This is a genomic window from Metasolibacillus sp. FSL H7-0170 (genome assembly GCF_038593115.1).
GTDB lineage: Bacteria > Bacillota > Bacilli > Bacillales_A > Planococcaceae > Metasolibacillus > Metasolibacillus fluoroglycofenilyticus.
On the sequence record NZ_CP151964.1, the window covers coordinates 184614 to 200871 of the forward strand.

Sequence of the window (16258 nt, forward strand, 5' to 3'; positions counted from 1 at the left end):
AACAATGCCACATTTTTCAAATAAAAAAATTATCGTGTTATTAGTTAGCACAGTTTTTCTAGTGGCATTGATTGGCTTCTCGTTAAGCAACCGTCATAATGCAACATTACCAGAGCAAATTATTAAAGATACTGTCGGCTTTGCACAATCACTTGTTGCAAAGCCAGCAAGTTACATAACAGGTATTTATGGTAACATCGAAGCCTTGCTAAATACGTATGATGAAAACAAACGTTTAAAAAGTCGACTAGAAGATTTTGTCGTTTTACAATCCGAAGTCGACGGATTAAAATCAGAAAATAAAAAGCTTCGTGAGTTAATTGACAAGGAAGAAAGCTTGCGAGAATATCAGCCGATTCATGCAACTGTAATTGCACGAAATCCTGATCAATGGGAAGAGAAACTTATTTTAAACAAAGGTCAAGTTCATGGAATTGAAAAAAATATGGCCGTTATGACAGCGCAAGGATTAATCGGCAAAATTATCGCGGTAACGCCATTTACATCGGAAGTCGAATTACTCTACACAAACAATGCCAATTACCGAGTTTCAGCACTTGTACAAGGTGAGAAAGAAGATATTGCAGGTTTAATTGAAGGATATGACGGGGAGCGTAACGAATTAATTTTAAAGCGCATCGATTCCAATAAGGAAATTGAAGTTGGAAAGCATGTTGTTACTTCAGGTTTAGGTGGTATTTTCCCCAAAGGTATTTTAATTGGCGAAGTAACAGAAGTAACGACAGAAGACTTTGGACTAACGAAGATGGCATTTGTTAAGCCATCGTCGGATTTTGCTATGCTTGAAAATGTTATTATTGCGAAGCGTGAAGTGACTTCTGTTGATGGCTCAGATGGAAGTGGCACAAATGTTAATTTGACAGACCCGCCAGAGGAAGAGGGAGAGGAATAAATGTTTATCCGTTTACTCATCCCAACAGTTGCAGTATTATTGTTTTTATTAGAGCCATTATTTGCGAAGTTCTCGCCGATTGTTATAGGTGAACAGCTCGTTTTTTTGGTGCCTCGCTTTTTAATATTGTATTTAATTTTTATTGCGATTTATTATAATCGCAAACGCGCAGTGTATTATGGTCTGTTTTTTGGGCTATTGTACGATGTGTTTTACATTGATATTATTGGATTGTACACATTTTTATACCCGTTGCTATGCTTTATTGCCGGCTGGAGTGTGAAATATATTCATCAGCATTTAGCCATTACAACAATTTTGGCAGTCATGCTTGTTGCATCAATGGAAGTCGTTCTATACGAATTTTTCTTTTTAATAAATTTCACGCCAATGACATTACAAACATTTTTTAATAGCCGCTTAATACCGACAATTTTGGCTAACCTATTATTTCTAGCGCTGCTCGGCTGGGTGTTTAAATATTTAATCAACAAGCGGGTATTACAGCGTGCACGCAATGGGGCTTAAACCTCCTGTGGGGGAAGGGCAAATTTAGCAGGAAAATAAATTTCAGCTGATGAAAGAGAAACTCAATTTAGAACGCCGTGTCCGATAGCATATCGGTCTAAGCTTAGACTTGAAATGCTTTCTTGTGTAAGCGTCAAAGAGATGGACAAGGCATAATTGATAATGGAGTGTGGGGTGGCATATTATCATGAAAAAACAGCTCGTCCATATTAAAGGAACGAAGGACGGTTTAATACTTCGGCTTGATGATCAATGTGCCTATGCAGAGCTTTTAGAAGAGCTAGCACAGAAAGCTTCTGAAGGTGGAATTGAAGGGAAGTTAGACGTGCAGCTGCATTTAGGAACCCGTTATTGCACAGCTGCACAAAAAAAAGAGCTTATTTCAATTGTCCAGCAGCAGGGAAACTTAATTGTTTCAAAAGTACAGAGCGATGTATTAACAATCGAAGAAAGCAATCAAAAAATGCTACAAAAAAAGTGCGATACATATGTTGGGATTGTACGTTCAGGTCAAGTGCTAAGAGCAACAGGTGATATTATCGTGCTAGGAGATGTCAATCCAAACGGGCGCATTGAAGCTGGAGGCAATATTTATGTTCTTGGTAAACTAAAAGGTATTGCACATGCGGGTGTAGAAGGTAATGAGGAGGCTGTAATTAGCGCCTCTCATTTTGAACCGACACATGTGCTCATAGCAGATTGCGTTGAAGTGATGTCGAATGAGCAGCAAATTGTCAAAGAAAATACCGATCAGCTATGTGCGTATATTAATGAAAGTGGTACAATTTCTTATGATCGTATTCAAAAAGTAAAGGAATTCCGTCCATCTTTTACAACATTTAAAGGGGGAAGCTAATGTGGGAGAAGCAATAGTAATCACTTCGGGAAAAGGTGGCGTAGGTAAAACAACTACAAGCGCCAACCTCGGTACTGCATTGGCTCTTCAAGGAAAAAAAGTATGCTTAGTAGATACAGATATTGGTCTGCGTAATTTAGATGTTGTGTTAGGTTTAGAAAATCGTATTATTTATGATTTAGTTGATGTCGTGGAAGGTCGCTGTAAAGTGCATCAGGCACTTGTAAAGGATAAACGAGTCGATGATAAACTTTTTTTACTACCTGCAGCTCAAACAACAGATAAAAACGCTGTGACACCTGAGCAAATGAAGAGCTTAGTTAACGAATTAAAAAGTGACTTTGATTATGTGTTAATCGATTGTCCAGCAGGTATCGAGCAAGGCTATCGCAATGCGGTAGCTGGAGCGGACCGCGCAATTGTCGTGACGACACCTGAAATTTCCGCTGTGCGCGATGCAGATCGAATTATCGGCTTATTGGAGCAAGAAGAGATTGAGGCACCGAAATTAATTATTAACCGCGTTCGTCATCATTTAATGGCCTCTGGTGATACGATGGACATTACCGAGGTGACAACGCATTTATCTATTGATTTATTAGGAATTATTATAGATAGTGAGGACGTGATTAGCTCGTCAAACAAAGGTGAGCCAATCGTGATGAATCCAGATAATAAAGCCTCCTTAGGCTATCGCAATATTGCACGTCGTATTTTAGGTGAATCTGTGCCATTAATGTCAATCGAACCAGAGCCAAAGGGCATGTTCGCTAAAATCAAGTCATTGTTTACAAAATAGGGTAGGTAGGGCGTTCAACAAGCAGTGCAGTTGCCTGCTTGTTGAACGCTTTCGTTTGTGTTTTATTAAAATTGCGACTGTTTGAAAAGTTGGATAGCCTGTTTTAAAGTTGTAAACATTGAGTCTAGTTGATGTTTCTTTGCATTTCAAATGAATAAAAAAGTAGGTTATTTATCGTTTTGCTTTCGATATAAGCTTCTGCGCTAATACTATTATCTTTGTCGTATATGGCGTGTCTCAAAATCACTTTTCAGGTACGCTCTTTTTTCTTTGCTTCGGCATATACTGTTAAAAACGAATAGGATGGTGGCATGAAAAGATGGCAGTGGGGCATTGCCTTTATATTATGTGTTATTGTGTGGGGAACGACGCAATTGCCAGAAACGAAAACGACGAGCTTTATTAAACGCGTTGTTTATAGTCAAGATGATTTAACATTTATGCGCAATACACTACGCAGTATTTCGATTTTCGAAGGGGAAAAGGTTGAAGTAGCTGATTACCCTGAAATGAGAGAAATGCTAAACTTTACAGCAATTCAGCCAAGTAATAAAGGCTATTTAATGACGTATGAGGAGACGGTAAGTCTTTTTGCATTGCAAAATGGCATCGTTGTCTTTACCGGCTATACGAAAGAAACAGGACAAACTATTTCAATTTTTTACGAGGACAATACAACTGTGACATATGGCTTTATTGATCATTTTTCATTGCTGCCCTATACAACGATTGCTGTCAATGAGCTTGTTGCGACAAAACAAGCAGGCGATTTATATATTCGCATAGAGAAGGACAATCAGGTGCTTGATTTGGAAAAAACATTAGCTTGGCTAAATGAGCAGATGTAGCATGTTGCGAATAACGATACACCCTTTACTGTTGCTTGTTCTGTTGATGATGGTCTTCACTGGTAATATCGCACTTTATAGTATTATTTTATGCTCTTTAATTGTACATGAAATGGGGCATTTATTAGCAGCGAAGGCTGTCAATTTACAGTTAAAAAGCTGTGTGATTATGCCCTATGGTGGAGAAATTAAGCTGCGGCAGGAAGGCACGTATTTACAAAGGCTTATCATCGCGCTCGGTGGACCTTGTGCAACACTTATTGGGATGGCAAGCTGTATGCTGTTACCGCCGCTGCTTGCTGCTCCCTTTTTTAAAGTGCAATTTTATTTACTCTGTTTAAATTTATTGCCCTTTTTACCGCTCGATGGTGGGAAAATCATATGTTATTTGCTGCTCACCCTATTTCCAAAAGCAAAAATATATGAGCTTTTTTTATCGCTTTCGTTGTGCTTTTTTACTATAATTGCAATATTAGCATTTATCATGCTACCAAAATCTATTCCTGTTCTATTGCTAAGCATTTTATTATGGATTAATTTAGTAGGGGAATGGAAGTACCGAAAATACCGCATCGCTTATGAGAAAATTGTTTTGAATAGGTTGACGTAAGTTTTTTCTTATGGTAGTATTTTAATGTTATTGTTTGTAGCACCCGCTACAACCGCACTGGCAAGGTGCCTAAGAGTAGCTAGTTTAGCTAACACCTTGATAGTAACAGGCGAGTCTTAGTCTAAAGAGGAGGTGCATTTTAATGTACGCAATTATTGAAACTGGTGGTAAACAAATCAAAGTTGAAGCAGGTCAAGAAATCTATGTTGAAAAGCTAGGTGTGGCTGCTGACGAAATCGTAACTTTCGATAAAGTTTTATTCGTAGGTGGAGAAACAGTTAAAGTTGGTGCTCCAACTGTTGAAGGTGCAACTGTTACAGCAAAGGTTGTAAAAGAAGGTCGCGCTAAAAAAATTACTGTTTTCAAAATGAAAGCGAAGAAAAACTACCGTCGTAAGCAAGGTCACCGTCAACCATACACAAAATTAGTTGTTGAAGCAATCAACGCTTAATTTCGAGGTGAACTCACGTGATCACGGTAACTATTTATAGTGATGAAAATCGCAAATCGTATGGATTTGAAATATCAGGTCATGCACTCTCTGACGTTTATGGACGTGATTTAGTATGTGCGGGAGCATCTGCCATCGCCTTTGGTGCTGTCAATGCGATACCACAGCTTACAGGAATCACACCTGAAATCGAGCAGGGAGATGAGGGAGGCTACTTAAAGGTAACAATCCCAAATGACTTAGAACGTGAAACAGACGATAAGCTTCAAATGATACTGAATACTATGGTGACACAATTTTACACGATGACAGCTAGTTATTCAGACTTTATTGAATTGAAATATAAAATGGTCTAGGAGGTGCATCGCAATGAACTTATTATTAACATTAGACTTACAATTTTTCGCATCTAAAAAAGGTGTAGGTTCTACGAAAAACGGACGTGACTCTGAATCAAAACGCCTTGGCGCTAAACGTGCTGATGGTCAATTCGTAACTGGTGGTTCGATTCTTTACCGTCAACGCGGTACGAAAATCTACCCAGGTACAAACGTAGGCCGTGGTGGAGATGATACTTTATTCGCTAAAGTTGACGGCGTTGTTAAATTCGAACGCTTAGGTCGCGACAAGAAAAAAGTATCTGTATACCCAGTAGCTCAAGAAGCATAATGGTTATAACGAAGGGCTGACGCGTAAAGCTATCATTTACGTGTCAGCCTTTTTTCTATCAATGGATGACTGGAATTTTCTTAAGTATTGATACACTGGAACTTTTCTATGTAGTTTTAAGGGAAAAAAACTGCAAAACTTGCTATACTAATAACGATAACTGATTGGAGTGTAGAACATGACGACAAAGCTGTTAACGGTAAATGAGGTATTGCGTTTTGCCAATCATGATTTTTTAAATCAACTGAATTTAATTTCAATGAATTTAGATTTACAGCGTATTGAGGAAGCGAAGCAAATTATTAAAAATATTTCAGACAATAGTAAAAAGCTATCGAATATGAATAAATTGCAGCTACCACAAACTTTAGAATGGCTTCAAACATTCACATGGCGCTTTCCAGCAATTGATTTAAAGCTCCATAGCGATGTGCAGCAAGCAGTAAATCAACCACAGCTTGATGAAAAGCTAGCGCAATACTTGGAAAACACAGTCATCCATATTTATGATGGGCTTGATGCATATGCTGAGCATCAGCTTCAAATTACAACAAAGTCAGATGCATCACAATTTCAGTTGATTTTTCATTTAACTGGTAATTGGTCTGAGATGCCGATAGTAAAAGAAACCGAACATATGTGCATTGATATGATAGAAGTGACAAACCATTCGTTACACTATGTATTAAGCGCAGGACTGGAGTGAAAACAATGTTTGTCGATCACGTGAAAATTTATGTAAAAGGTGGAGACGGCGGAGATGGTATGGTTGCTTTCCGTCGCGAAAAATATGTGCCAAATGGTGGTCCAGCTGGTGGAGATGGTGGTCATGGTGGAAATGTCGTGTTCCAAGTTGATGAGGGGTTACGTACATTAATGGATTTCCGCTACAAACGTCATTTCAAGGCAGAGCGTGGCGAGCATGGAATGAGCAAAGGGATGCATGGACGTAAGTCAGAGGATTTAACTATTAAAGTGCCGCCCGGGACTGTTGTTATTAATGCAGAAACGCAGGCTGTCATTGCGGACTTAGTAGAAGACGGTCAAAAAGCAATTATTGCGAAGGCTGGTCGTGGTGGTCGAGGCAACTGCCGTTTTGCGACACCAGCAAATCCTGCCCCTGAACTCGCTGAAAAAGGGGAGCCTGGGCAAGAGCTAGAAGTTATTTTAGAATTAAAAGTATTGGCTGATGTCGGCTTAGTAGGGTTTCCATCTGTTGGGAAATCAACTTTATTATCCGTTGTATCTGCTGCAAAGCCAAAAATTGGTGCATATCACTTTACAACAATTGTACCAAATTTAGGGATGGTAGAAACGGAAGATGGTCGCTCGTTTGCAATGGCCGATTTACCAGGATTAATTGAAGGTGCACATCAAGGCATTGGTCTAGGAATGCAATTTTTACGTCATATAGAACGCACACGCGTTATCGTTCATGTAGTTGATATGAGTGGGATGGAAGGTCGCGATCCATACGAGGATTATGTAACAATTAATGAGGAGCTAAAGCAGTATGATTTACGCTTAACAGAGCGCCCACAAATTGTTGTTGCAAATAAAATGGACATGCCTGAAGCAGAGGAAAATTTACAAAACTTCCTTGAAAAGGTGGGGGACAGTGTGAAAGTATTCCCTGTATCAGCTGTATCACGTCAAGGCTTGAAAGCCGTACTCTTTGAAATTGCTGACTTACTTGAAGTAACACCACAATTTGAACTGCATGAAATTAGTGCTGAAGAATCCGATGCAACAGTGCTTTATAAATATGAAAAACAGAATGAGGATTTTGAAATTACACGGGATGATGACGGTGCATTTGTCTTATCAGGTTATTCAATTGAACGATTATTTAAAATGACAGACTTTAGCCGTGAAGATGGTGTAAGACGCTTCGCTCGTCAATTACGTGCAATGGGGATTGATGATGCCCTACGTGAGCGTGGTGCAGAAAATGGCGATACAGTTCGCTTAATGGAATTTGAATTTGAATTTGTAGATTGATGCGCGGGGGTAGAAATATGAAAAACGTAGCAAATCAACGCTATTATTTAGTGCGTGAGGATGTTTTGACGGATGCAATGCAAAAAACATTAGAGGCAAAGGCCTTATTACAAAAGGGTGCTGTCGCCTCTATTTGGGACGCCGTCAAGGAAGTGGATTTATCACGCAGTGCATTTTATAAATATCGCGATGCTGTTTTTCCTTTTCACTCCATCGTTCAAGAACGTATTTTAACATTATTTTTACAGTTGCAAGACCGTAAAGGCTCGCTAGCAAAATTACTTGAAACGATTTCAGAGGCACATTGCAATGTATTAACGATTCATCAAACGATACCCATTCAAGGGAGAGCAAATGTTACCTTATCGCTTGATGTAACGAATATGAATGTGGACTTAAATGAATTGATTCAAATTTTAAAGCGTCTTGATTTTATTGAATCAGCAGAGGTTATTAGCTCAGGCGCATTGTAGGGGATGTTCCGAAAGCAGTGCATTGCCTGCTTTCGGAACACTATCAATGATGTTACGTTAAAAGTATCTCGATAAAATAGAAAAGGGATTCTTTGAAAATGACATAAACACTAGGTTTAGCAGTGCTATTTTTTGTAGAAGAGCCGGAATGGAAAATTTGCTTTTAAGTGTTCTCTGTAAAATAAAGGATAATCAAGACACTTAAAACTTAAAATAGGTATAAAGCTTACTTTTCGCTTTATAAAAGACTGAAAATTTAGAAATAAAGGGAGGACATAAAATGTCAACACAAAATTGGGAAAAGCGCATCGCATACTTAGGTCCAGAAGCATCATTTACATATTTAGCGACAAAGGGCCTATTCCCAAATGATTGGCTAATGCCACAAGCCTCGATTCCAGAATGTATCGAGGCAGTTGCTGAAGGAAGAGTGGACTTAGCAGTAGTGCCATTAGAAAATGCATTAGAAGGCTCTGTCCCTTTAACGATTGATTATTTATTCCATGAAGCGAATCTTTTCGTTGTAGGAGAAATTACATCAAAAATTCAGCAGCACTTAATGGTACATCCAGAGCAAATGAAGAATTGGCAAAACATTGAAGCAGTTTATTCGCATCCACATGCATTAGCACAATGCCATAAATATTTATTTTACCGCTTTAGCGGTGTGCCGTTGCATCAATATTCGTCAACTGCTGCGGCGGCAAAGCTTGTAGCGGATTCACCAGAACGATGCATTGCGGCAATTGCTAATAGCGCTGCTGCTGAAAAATATGGGCTGACGATTGTTGAAAACAATATTCATGATTTCCATTTTAACCATACGCGCTTCTTTGTTTTAGCAAGGGAAAATATACGCCTACCACAAGCTGAAAATGATATATTAAAGACAACGTTTATGATTACATTGCCAACAGATGTATCAGGGGCACTTCATCAAGTATTATCCGTATTTGCATGGCGCAAGCTGAACTTAAGTAAAATCGAATCACGCCCATTGAAAACAGGCTTAGGTGATTATTTCTTTATCGTAGATGTATTGGCAGATGAGGAAGAAACAATGATGAGAGGGGCAGTTGAGGAATTGCATGCATTGGGCTGTACAGTGAAATCGCTCGGTACATATTATAGTTACACAACACCAGAATGAGGTGAAGGAAATGGCGATTGTCTTATTTGACGGAGAATGTCATTTTTGTGATGCAAGTGTACAATTTATTATTAAGCGTGATCCAAAGGGCTATTTTCAGTTTGCCTCATTGCAAAGTGAGGTAGGGAGGGGGCTATTAGAACGCTATCAAGTGCCGAAAGCTGATAGCATCGTGCTTATAGAAAATGGACGCTATTTCTTACAGTCAACCGCTGCACTGAAAATTGCGCGGCGACTGCAAGGGTTTTGGCGTTTTGCTTATGTATTTATTGCAGTACCTACTGGTGTTCGCAATTTCGCATACAATAAACTCGCAAAAAATCGTTATAAATGGTTTGGGAAAAAAGAACTGTGCGAATTACCCTCACAGGATATTCGCCAACGATTTTTATCATGAAAAGCGTCCAAACGGCTGTTTAACCGCAGCTTTTTGGACGCTTTCCTAATCAATTACACCTCGGCATAATTGCGTCCAGATTTTTTCGAAAGTTAACTTAAAACCGTCAGGTCCTGTGACAACGGTTAACTGACCTGTATTACGCAGACCTCCATCAAAATCTGTGACATCCGAAGCTTGGGCCAACACGATGTTGGTTACTCAATCGTTGCGCTCCTATACTGAGCTCCTCTTTCGCGGCAGAGAATTTGGACTCCCTTTAACTTGAAATGCTTTTTTGCATTTATAGAAGTGGGGGAATTCTGTACCTGTCGCCTTGCTATCGGTGCAAATAAGAATTGTCGCTATGCTTTCTGTGCAAAAGTAATTTGCTGAACCAAGTTTAAACTTCACGCATCCGCTGAATACGTAGTAGGGCAAGAATATAAATAATTATCGCTAATAGTAATGTAATTGGAATACTTTGATACCAGCTTGTGCCAACTTGTTGAATGGACAAACCCGCGAAAACGTATAAAAATGGATTAAGCCAATTGACAACACCTATTTGCATGGTGAAAAAGCCGATTAATAATATACTAATTGTTATAAGTAATGTGACAATCGAATTTTTAATAAATAAGCTTAGCAAGAAAAGTATAGAGATAGCCAACAAAATCACAATTGTTGTGCTAAGCAATCCCCATATTATATAGTCGCGAATCGTAATAAAAGATATTATGCCATCTACCTCAACGAAAATTGGATAGGCAAACGAGCCTACTTGACCGAATAGATAGCCTACGCCCCATGTTATACCGAATAATCCTAGCGTTAAAAGTAAATAAGTGACAACAGTTGTTGCCCATTTTGCGTGCAAAATAGCTGTTTTACGAATGGGCTGGGTATAAAGTAAACGAATACTGCCCTGCTCAAATTCCAGCGTTAATAAATCACCTACTACTAATAGCAGTAAAACAATTGCTCCTATATTAATATAAAGCGTCGCCACTTGCTTTATATAGTTTGGCAAATTCGTACTATAGTTTTCAAATGTTGGCTCAATCCCTTGTGATAACAGTTGTTCATTGAAAAGAATCGTCGGTTCAATAGCGCTATTTTGAATAGAAAAATCACCACCTGCTTCCTTATACAAGGTAAGCGTTTGTAAAAAGTCGTTTTCTATTTGTAAACGCTTTTCCCAATTAGTTGATTTTACTAGAGGAGCCCATTCGTATAATAAATTTAACGCCTTTGCTAAGTGCTGTATTTGTTCATCTGTCTGCCCACTTTCAGGTGACTTTTGCAGCACACGTAATATGCTTTGCGCTTCTTGTGTATAAGCAGTGACACGTTTTACTTCTTCTTCTAATGCTAAATCTTGCATGGCGAAATTTCGGAAAAACAAGCCTACTCCTACAAATAGTAAAATGGCAAAAGTATAGAGGAAACGGCGACTAAAGAGAATTTTCTTTACTTCAAAAATAAATAGTCTCATTTTCTCAGCTCGCTTTCAAATAGCTCCATATAGCGTTTTTCAGCCCCAATCTTTTTATTTTCAATATGGCGTATTTTCACATCATTCTCATTAAGTGTATCAATGACTTGCTGTAATGCTAGGTCCGCCTCACTAAATATAAAGTGGTCCGCCTCCATTGTGACAGGGAGCTTGTTTGTCGTAAAAATATCACGTGCCCTTTCGCTATTGGAAACATAAATTGAATAGTGTGCGATATTTAATTTTTCTAAAGATTCCTCTAAAATTTCGCCATCTTTCATGAAATAAATCGTATTTGTCATTTTATCAATTTCCTCAAGATTATGAGAGGAAATAATGATTGTTGAACCTTTTGCATGCAAATCCATTAAAATATGACGCATATGGATGGCACTTGTCGGGTCAAGTCCGTTAATTGGTTCATCAAGTAAAATTAATTTAGGCTCATTTAAAATGGCCATTGCTAACAATAGATGCTGTTTCATACCAAGTGAATAGCTACGCACTCTTTTTTTTGCATATTTATCCATACCGACATATGCAGCTACTTCTTTTGCTTTTCGAGCAGGTAATTTTTGTGCATGGCAAATAAAATTCAAATGATCAGCACCTGTTAAATCTCCGTATAATACACGATTATCCTGTAAATAAGATACCTCATAAAATAGGCTAGGGTCTGTATGCTTTTTTCCGAGAATAGTAATTTCGCCCTCTTGAAATGGCAGTAAATTCATTAAACAATTCATCATTGTTGTTTTACCAGAGCCGTTTGGTCCAATAAGTGCAATGATTTGTGGTTCTTCCACTTGGAACGTAATATTTTTTAACACCAGTTGCTTTTTATAGCTTTTTTTCAGCCCTTGTACATTAATAATCATGACATAACCCCTTTACGTAGCTTTATACTGCAAAATGTAACAATAAGTACGATTAATGTGCTTATTGCTAATGATAATAAGCCTTGTTGATAGGTGAACAATGTATTGTTATGAATAATCGTATATTCCCCATTTAAAATCGGATATACAGTAAGGTAATGGAAAGGAATCCATTGCGTCCAACTTAATAAAAATGTTTGCTCTGTTAATGCTTGACCAAGCACTAACACAATAATCGTTAGCCCAATCGCTAAAATAGCGCGATTTGTCAAAACAGAAAATAAAAATAGCAAGCTAAAGCCAAATGCTAAAACAAGTACAAATAATCCCCCCGCCTTGCTTAAAAACTGAGCAATTGACAAAAAGGAATACGTTCGTTCTGGACCATAAATTAAAATAGGGTATTGCCAATCTCCAAGTCGATTAAAAAGTGTACCAAGACCGACACCAATAATTGCTGTTAAGCTAACGATAAGAAGGGAGCCAGCCATAACTGTAAACGCTTTCGACAACCAAAATGAAGAGCGGCGAATCGGCATAGTGCGGAGTAAATGAATTGGTCCATTGCGTCCAAAGCCTTCTTTCGTCAAAATATCCGAGAATAAAAAGAGTAAAAAGATGAGTCCAACCAAGCTAAAGCCATATTGGAACAGATGAAACAGAAAATATGTGCCAGTGGAGGAATGAAAAGATGATAGACTTTGAGCTAGTTGTTGTACAAGTGGCTCAGAGAAATCTTGGTCATATAGCGTAGTGCCTTGATTTTCTAAGCCTGACGCAAGGGGCTGAACCGACTTTTCCTCCATCCAGCGCATTTTATCCATATGTACTAGGACAGTAAAAGGTGTTGGATAAAGATAGCTGTTTTTATATATTTCTAAATCCTTCAATGCTCTTTCTTCAAAACTAATAAAATTTAAAATTTCTCCCTGCCAATAAAGAGGCCAATTTTTCCTTTCTAGTCCCTCCTGCATCATCTGAAATCCTTCGTGCTGCCTCTTGGTATTTTCTAAAAAACTTTCTCTATACTCTTTTTCAGTCCCAGTTAAGCTTTTTAATTCTTCTTCTGTCGCCACAATACTATCCTGATAGTACATAATATTTTCTGCGACAAAAGCTTCAATTTCATCCTGCTTCATTGTTTTTTTATCAATGTAAAAAAAATAACTACTCACTATAATTAATAAAAGTCCAATTAAAAAATAACTAAATTTGGCACGCTTCATCTTTGTCCATTCGAGTCGCAATAATTGAAGCATATAAGCCCTCCTTTTTTGAATAAATAAAACGGAATTATTTACTTCTGTATCTATTACTAGAAATGGTAATACAATATAAATTGTAATCTACCAAAACCAAGATGTAAATACATTATTTGTATTTGAATTTGAGACATTATAATAATATGTAGGGTAAGATAGGAAATATGTTAAAATAATGGATGTGAAATACAAAATAGGTGCTGGCATCATATTAATTACTTGCCAACGAAAGAAGAGGGAAAAGTGATATATTGACATTGGTATGATAATAAAAAATAAAAGGTATTTTTCTTAACAGAAAGTAATAAGAGAAAAATAGACCGTATGAAGTCTAAGTTTTGAAATGGACTCCATACGGTTCTATTTAGATGGTTATACTAAAAAGAATGGGAAATGATGATTTACAAGGAAATCATCATTCCCCGTAAACTAAATTCATTGCTCTTCGTTTTCAAGTGGTGCAGACAATACACAAGGACCTGAACATGTAACGGTACCAGTATAAATAACAAGTATATGGTCGCCTGTATCGGCAGTTTCTCCTTTATAAAGAGTGCCAGTCCAGCCACCCAAGCTATAATAAATAGAAGACGGGATACTTTGGTTTTTCGAATAAACCCTTGTTTCAGTAACCGTTTTAGAGTAGCTCATGGCCTCTACTACGGGAGAAGAATCATTTGAAGCTCCAACTTGAAGTGGTGAGCCATAAAAAGCACCAAAAATTAAACCAACTGATAAAGCACTAGCTGCGATTTTTTTCATATTTATCCTCCATCCTATTTTTGTATTATTATATTTCTAGAATGAAACTAATTTTAAATGAATAAGAATTGTTGTTACTAGTTTTTATCCGCGCGCAGAGTTAGGAATATATCCCTCGGAATCCATTATATTGTATTTTGTGATATATGTAAATATTTTTCATTCGACACTTTTTTTCGGGTTAATTCGAGGTAATTCGCTATCGTGAAAATAGAGAAATTATAAAATTTATTTTACTACATTTATTTATATAGTAATTGTTTGATTTTTACCCATTTTTTGATATTATCATAGCAAAGAAAGGTGGGGTTTTTATGAAAATAATAGTAGCTTTAATGTTTAGCTTTCTATTGTTAGCTGGATGTCAAAGTGAACAAGTGAAGCAAGAAAAACTAGAGGGGCAAGAAGAATTTACATTTTATGAGCGCAATGTTAAGCCCAGAATGCTTGAGGTAGTAGCTGTAGAGGGAAGCAACGGAACAGCCTATACTCCTTTATTGTCATATTGCTGGAATCCGGATTTAACACAATGTCCATCTGAATTAAATAATGAGCCTCCGAGTCAAGATGTTTTTGAGAATTCACCTGCAATGAAAATTAAACCAAATGAGAAATTGCAATTACAAATAGTAAAGACACCGGATGATTTCAATGAAAATGTCAAAGAAAAATTGCCCTTTCCAACAAAAATTGAAGCATTTAAAGTTATTAGTAACCAATATGAGCCCGTAGAGTTAAAGGATGATTATTTGACAATGCCTGCTGAAGAAGGAAGATATATTTATCTATTTAGAGTAACCTATGATGAGGAATTCAAAGGTATTGCTTATTATGCTTGGCAAGGTAAGGTAGAACAATAATAGAGGAAGCTGTTAGCAAGAGGGCACTGAAAAAGTCTAAGAAATAACTAAAGCGATTACGTAAAAAGAAATCCATTTACGCAATCGCTTTTCTGTCTATTTACTATATTAAAAGGTTACAGCATAAACTTGATTACGACCATTTTCCTTTGCATGATATAAAGCTTTATCAGCGTTTGTATAAAATGCATCTAAGGAGATGGCTGTCTGAACTTCTGTTGTAGCGGAGCCTAAGCTTAATGTACATTGTGTTGAAATATACTGGAATGAATATTGGGAAATGGTAGTCCGCAATGCTTCTGCTAGCTTAGTTGCTCTGTCGATTTGGCAGTTTGGTATTAAAATAACAAACTCATCTCCGCCATAGCGCCCAAAAATAGCCTCTTTCGGAAGTGCATTTGCAATTACTTTGGCAATCTCTCTCAGTACATAATCCCCAGCATCATGTCCGTATGTATCATTAATCCCCTTAAAGCGGTCAACATCAAAAATAATAAAGGAAACCATGCTTTTTTTCTTTAGCGCTGAGGCAATCAGAGCATCTGCGCGCTGAATAAAGGCGTGTCTATTATAAATATTTGTTAACTCATCCATCATAGCCATACGTGTCAATTCAATATCTGTTTGCTCTTTTACGAGTAAAATAAAACCAATGCTACCGACGAGCATTTCAATAAATCTCGTCAAGAAGGCAAGTGTTTGATATTCATTTTCTGCAAAGAGCGTTACGTCGGTTGAAACAAATAGTGCATTATATGTACGCAAGACAAGTGACAGTGCAATGGCACTATATAAAATAAGCATGATGCGTTTCAAAATAGATGCTTTACAAGTAAGATAAAATGCTCGGATTGGGAATCCAATCAGTACAGTAACGGTTATAGATATAATAGCAATGCGCACATTGTCAAAATTATAAAACAAAATAGCTGCATAAAAGCTAAGTAAACCAAATAATGATACAATAACGATAGCTTTTCTCGCAGTAGCTGTGAGATATTTTAGCAACAAAAGTAGTGCAATACATTCAATCATTGTACCGATAAGCAACAGTGTATTACTTAAAAAAATGGAAACGATGAATGGCAATATTTCGCGAAATAGTATAATAGTATATGCAATAATTTGTAGGAGCTTTCCTATTACAAATGTCCAAATAGTACGGTTATTATACTGGTAGCTGTATGCTGAAATAAGCATGATAACGCAGTAATGTCCAATAACAAGCAAAAGAATAACCGTCTTTATATCAAGTAATAAAAGTGACATATATCTGTACCCCTAACTACATCAAAGAAATTGTTATTATTATACACAAAATAAT

Annotated in this window: 20 protein-coding genes and 1 other annotated feature; of the genes, 15 read left to right on the forward strand and 5 right to left on the reverse strand. The window is 37.3% G+C overall.

Annotated features, from left to right (window positions below; genetic code table 11):
- Positions 1-4 precede the first annotated feature (4 nt).
- From mreC to MHH70_RS00880, 14 genes are all read left to right on the forward strand, one after another.
- Complete coding sequence (gene mreC / locus MHH70_RS00815) at positions 5-913, forward strand: rod shape-determining protein MreC (protein ID WP_066162420.1); 909 nt, start codon at positions 5-7, stop codon at positions 911-913.
- Positions 914-1441 carry a rod shape-determining protein MreD gene (mreD, locus tag MHH70_RS00820; protein ID WP_066162423.1) on the forward strand — a complete coding sequence of 176 codons (528 nt, stop codon included), beginning with the start codon at positions 914-916 and terminating at the stop codon, positions 1439-1441. It abuts the gene before it with no gap.
- A 187-nt stretch (positions 1442-1628) separates the two neighbouring features.
- Entirely contained in the window at positions 1629-2297 is a 669-nt protein-coding gene (locus tag MHH70_RS00825; protein ID WP_107942894.1) for a septum site-determining protein MinC, read from the forward strand.
- 1 nt (position 2298) lies between these two features.
- Positions 2299-3096: a septum site-determining protein MinD gene (minD, locus tag MHH70_RS00830; protein WP_066162428.1), complete on the forward strand. Its 798-nt coding sequence runs from the start codon at positions 2299-2301 to the stop codon at positions 3094-3096.
- 311 nt (positions 3097-3407) lie between these two features.
- Positions 3408-3944, forward strand: a complete 537-nt coding sequence (locus tag MHH70_RS00835; RefSeq protein WP_342472276.1) for a hypothetical protein — start codon at positions 3408-3410, stop codon at positions 3942-3944.
- A 1-nt stretch (position 3945) separates the two neighbouring features.
- The gene (locus tag MHH70_RS00840) at positions 3946-4554 is read left to right on the forward strand and encodes a site-2 protease family protein (protein WP_235616025.1); all 609 of its coding nucleotides are present in this window, start codon (positions 3946-3948) and stop codon (positions 4552-4554) included.
- Between the two features lie 40 nt (positions 4555-4594).
- Positions 4595-4681: a sequence feature (ribosomal protein L21 leader region), on the forward strand.
- A 15-nt stretch (positions 4682-4696) separates the two neighbouring features.
- Positions 4697-5005, forward strand: a complete 309-nt coding sequence (gene rplU / locus MHH70_RS00845; RefSeq protein ID WP_042475035.1) for a 50S ribosomal protein L21 — start codon at positions 4697-4699, stop codon at positions 5003-5005.
- A 17-nt stretch (positions 5006-5022) separates the two neighbouring features.
- Positions 5023-5361: a ribosomal-processing cysteine protease Prp gene (locus MHH70_RS00850; protein WP_066162437.1), complete on the forward strand. Its 339-nt coding sequence runs from the start codon at positions 5023-5025 to the stop codon at positions 5359-5361.
- Between the two features lie 13 nt (positions 5362-5374).
- Positions 5375-5674: a 50S ribosomal protein L27 gene (gene rpmA, locus MHH70_RS00855; RefSeq protein ID WP_066162440.1), complete on the forward strand. Its 300-nt coding sequence runs from the start codon at positions 5375-5377 to the stop codon at positions 5672-5674.
- A gap of 178 nt (positions 5675-5852) precedes the next feature.
- A complete protein-coding gene (locus MHH70_RS00860; protein WP_342472277.1) occupies positions 5853-6380 on the forward strand; it encodes a Spo0B domain-containing protein in 528 nt (175 codons plus the stop codon).
- Positions 6381-6385: 5 nt separating this feature from the next.
- Positions 6386-7675, forward strand: coding sequence for a GTPase ObgE (gene obgE, locus MHH70_RS00865; RefSeq protein ID WP_107942892.1), 1290 nt, complete (start codon positions 6386-6388; stop codon positions 7673-7675).
- Between the two features lie 17 nt (positions 7676-7692).
- Positions 7693-8148, forward strand: coding sequence for an ACT domain-containing protein (locus tag MHH70_RS00870; protein WP_066162449.1), 456 nt, complete (start codon positions 7693-7695; stop codon positions 8146-8148).
- A 280-nt stretch (positions 8149-8428) separates the two neighbouring features.
- Positions 8429-9298, forward strand: coding sequence for a prephenate dehydratase (gene pheA, locus MHH70_RS00875; protein ID WP_066162452.1), 870 nt, complete (start codon positions 8429-8431; stop codon positions 9296-9298).
- Between the two features lie 10 nt (positions 9299-9308).
- A complete protein-coding gene (locus MHH70_RS00880) occupies positions 9309-9695 on the forward strand; it encodes a thiol-disulfide oxidoreductase DCC family protein (protein ID WP_342472278.1) in 387 nt (128 codons plus the stop codon).
- A 382-nt stretch (positions 9696-10077) separates the two neighbouring features.
- Here the strand turns inward: MHH70_RS00880 and MHH70_RS00885 are convergent, their stop codons facing one another.
- The 4 genes from MHH70_RS00885 to MHH70_RS00900 form a co-directional block, all read right to left on the reverse strand.
- Entirely contained in the window at positions 10078-11172 is a 1095-nt protein-coding gene (locus MHH70_RS00885) for an ABC transporter permease subunit (RefSeq protein ID WP_342472279.1), read from the reverse strand.
- Positions 11169-12050, reverse strand: a complete 882-nt coding sequence (locus tag MHH70_RS00890) for an ABC transporter ATP-binding protein (protein WP_342472280.1) — start codon at positions 12048-12050, stop codon at positions 11169-11171. Before MHH70_RS00890 ends, MHH70_RS00885 begins: the two co-directional genes overlap by 4 nt.
- On the reverse strand, positions 12047-13309 hold the full coding sequence (locus tag MHH70_RS00895; RefSeq protein WP_342472281.1) for a hypothetical protein: 1263 nt from the start codon (positions 13307-13309) through the stop codon (positions 12047-12049). Before MHH70_RS00895 ends, MHH70_RS00890 begins: the two co-directional genes overlap by 4 nt.
- A 438-nt stretch (positions 13310-13747) precedes the next feature.
- Positions 13748-14074: a hypothetical protein gene (locus tag MHH70_RS00900; RefSeq protein ID WP_107942887.1), complete on the reverse strand. Its 327-nt coding sequence runs from the start codon at positions 14072-14074 to the stop codon at positions 13748-13750.
- A 314-nt stretch (positions 14075-14388) separates the two neighbouring features.
- Here MHH70_RS00900 and MHH70_RS00905 point away from each other — a divergent pair, with 314 nt between their 5' ends.
- Positions 14389-14934, forward strand: coding sequence for a hypothetical protein (locus MHH70_RS00905; protein ID WP_107942886.1), 546 nt, complete (start codon positions 14389-14391; stop codon positions 14932-14934).
- A gap of 108 nt (positions 14935-15042) precedes the next feature.
- Here MHH70_RS00905 and MHH70_RS00910 read toward each other — a convergent pair whose 3' ends face one another.
- Complete coding sequence (locus tag MHH70_RS00910; RefSeq protein WP_342472282.1) at positions 15043-16203, reverse strand: GGDEF domain-containing protein; 1161 nt, start codon at positions 16201-16203, stop codon at positions 15043-15045.
- Between the last annotated feature and the right edge of the window lie 55 nt (positions 16204-16258).

Excerpts from the sequence above, each read along its gene's own strand:
- rplU (WP_042475035.1), top strand. The coding sequence starts at position 4,697 with ATGTACGCAATTATTGAAACTGGTGGTAAACAAATCAAAGTTGAAGCA.
- MHH70_RS00860 (WP_342472277.1), top strand. The coding sequence starts at position 5,853 with ATGACGACAAAGCTGTTAACGGTAAATGAGGTATTGCGTTTTGCCAAT.
- pheA (WP_066162452.1), top strand. The coding sequence starts at position 8,429 with ATGTCAACACAAAATTGGGAAAAGCGCATCGCATACTTAGGTCCAGAA.
- MHH70_RS00900 (WP_107942887.1), bottom strand. The coding sequence starts at position 14,074 with ATGAAAAAAATCGCAGCTAGTGCTTTATCAGTTGGTTTAATTTTTGGT.
- MHH70_RS00870 (WP_066162449.1), top strand. The coding sequence starts at position 7,693 with ATGAAAAACGTAGCAAATCAACGCTATTATTTAGTGCGTGAGGATGTT.
- mreC (WP_066162420.1), top strand. The coding sequence starts at position 5 with ATGCCACATTTTTCAAATAAAAAAATTATCGTGTTATTAGTTAGCACA.
- obgE (WP_107942892.1), top strand. The coding sequence starts at position 6,386 with ATGTTTGTCGATCACGTGAAAATTTATGTAAAAGGTGGAGACGGCGGA.
- MHH70_RS00840 (WP_235616025.1), top strand. The coding sequence starts at position 3,946 with ATGTTGCGAATAACGATACACCCTTTACTGTTGCTTGTTCTGTTGATG.
- MHH70_RS00885 (WP_342472279.1), bottom strand. The coding sequence starts at position 11,172 with ATGAGACTATTTATTTTTGAAGTAAAGAAAATTCTCTTTAGTCGCCGT.
- MHH70_RS00835 (WP_342472276.1), top strand. The coding sequence starts at position 3,408 with ATGAAAAGATGGCAGTGGGGCATTGCCTTTATATTATGTGTTATTGTG.
- MHH70_RS00905 (WP_107942886.1), top strand. The coding sequence starts at position 14,389 with ATGAAAATAATAGTAGCTTTAATGTTTAGCTTTCTATTGTTAGCTGGA.
- rpmA (WP_066162440.1), top strand. The coding sequence starts at position 5,375 with ATGAACTTATTATTAACATTAGACTTACAATTTTTCGCATCTAAAAAA.
- MHH70_RS00910 (WP_342472282.1), bottom strand. The coding sequence starts at position 16,203 with ATGTCACTTTTATTACTTGATATAAAGACGGTTATTCTTTTGCTTGTT.
- mreD (WP_066162423.1), top strand. The coding sequence starts at position 914 with ATGTTTATCCGTTTACTCATCCCAACAGTTGCAGTATTATTGTTTTTA.
- MHH70_RS00890 (WP_342472280.1), bottom strand. The coding sequence starts at position 12,050 with ATGATTATTAATGTACAAGGGCTGAAAAAAAGCTATAAAAAGCAACTG.
- MHH70_RS00895 (WP_342472281.1), bottom strand. The coding sequence starts at position 13,309 with ATGCTTCAATTATTGCGACTCGAATGGACAAAGATGAAGCGTGCCAAA.
- MHH70_RS00880 (WP_342472278.1), top strand. The coding sequence starts at position 9,309 with ATGGCGATTGTCTTATTTGACGGAGAATGTCATTTTTGTGATGCAAGT.
- MHH70_RS00825 (WP_107942894.1), top strand. The coding sequence starts at position 1,629 with ATGAAAAAACAGCTCGTCCATATTAAAGGAACGAAGGACGGTTTAATA.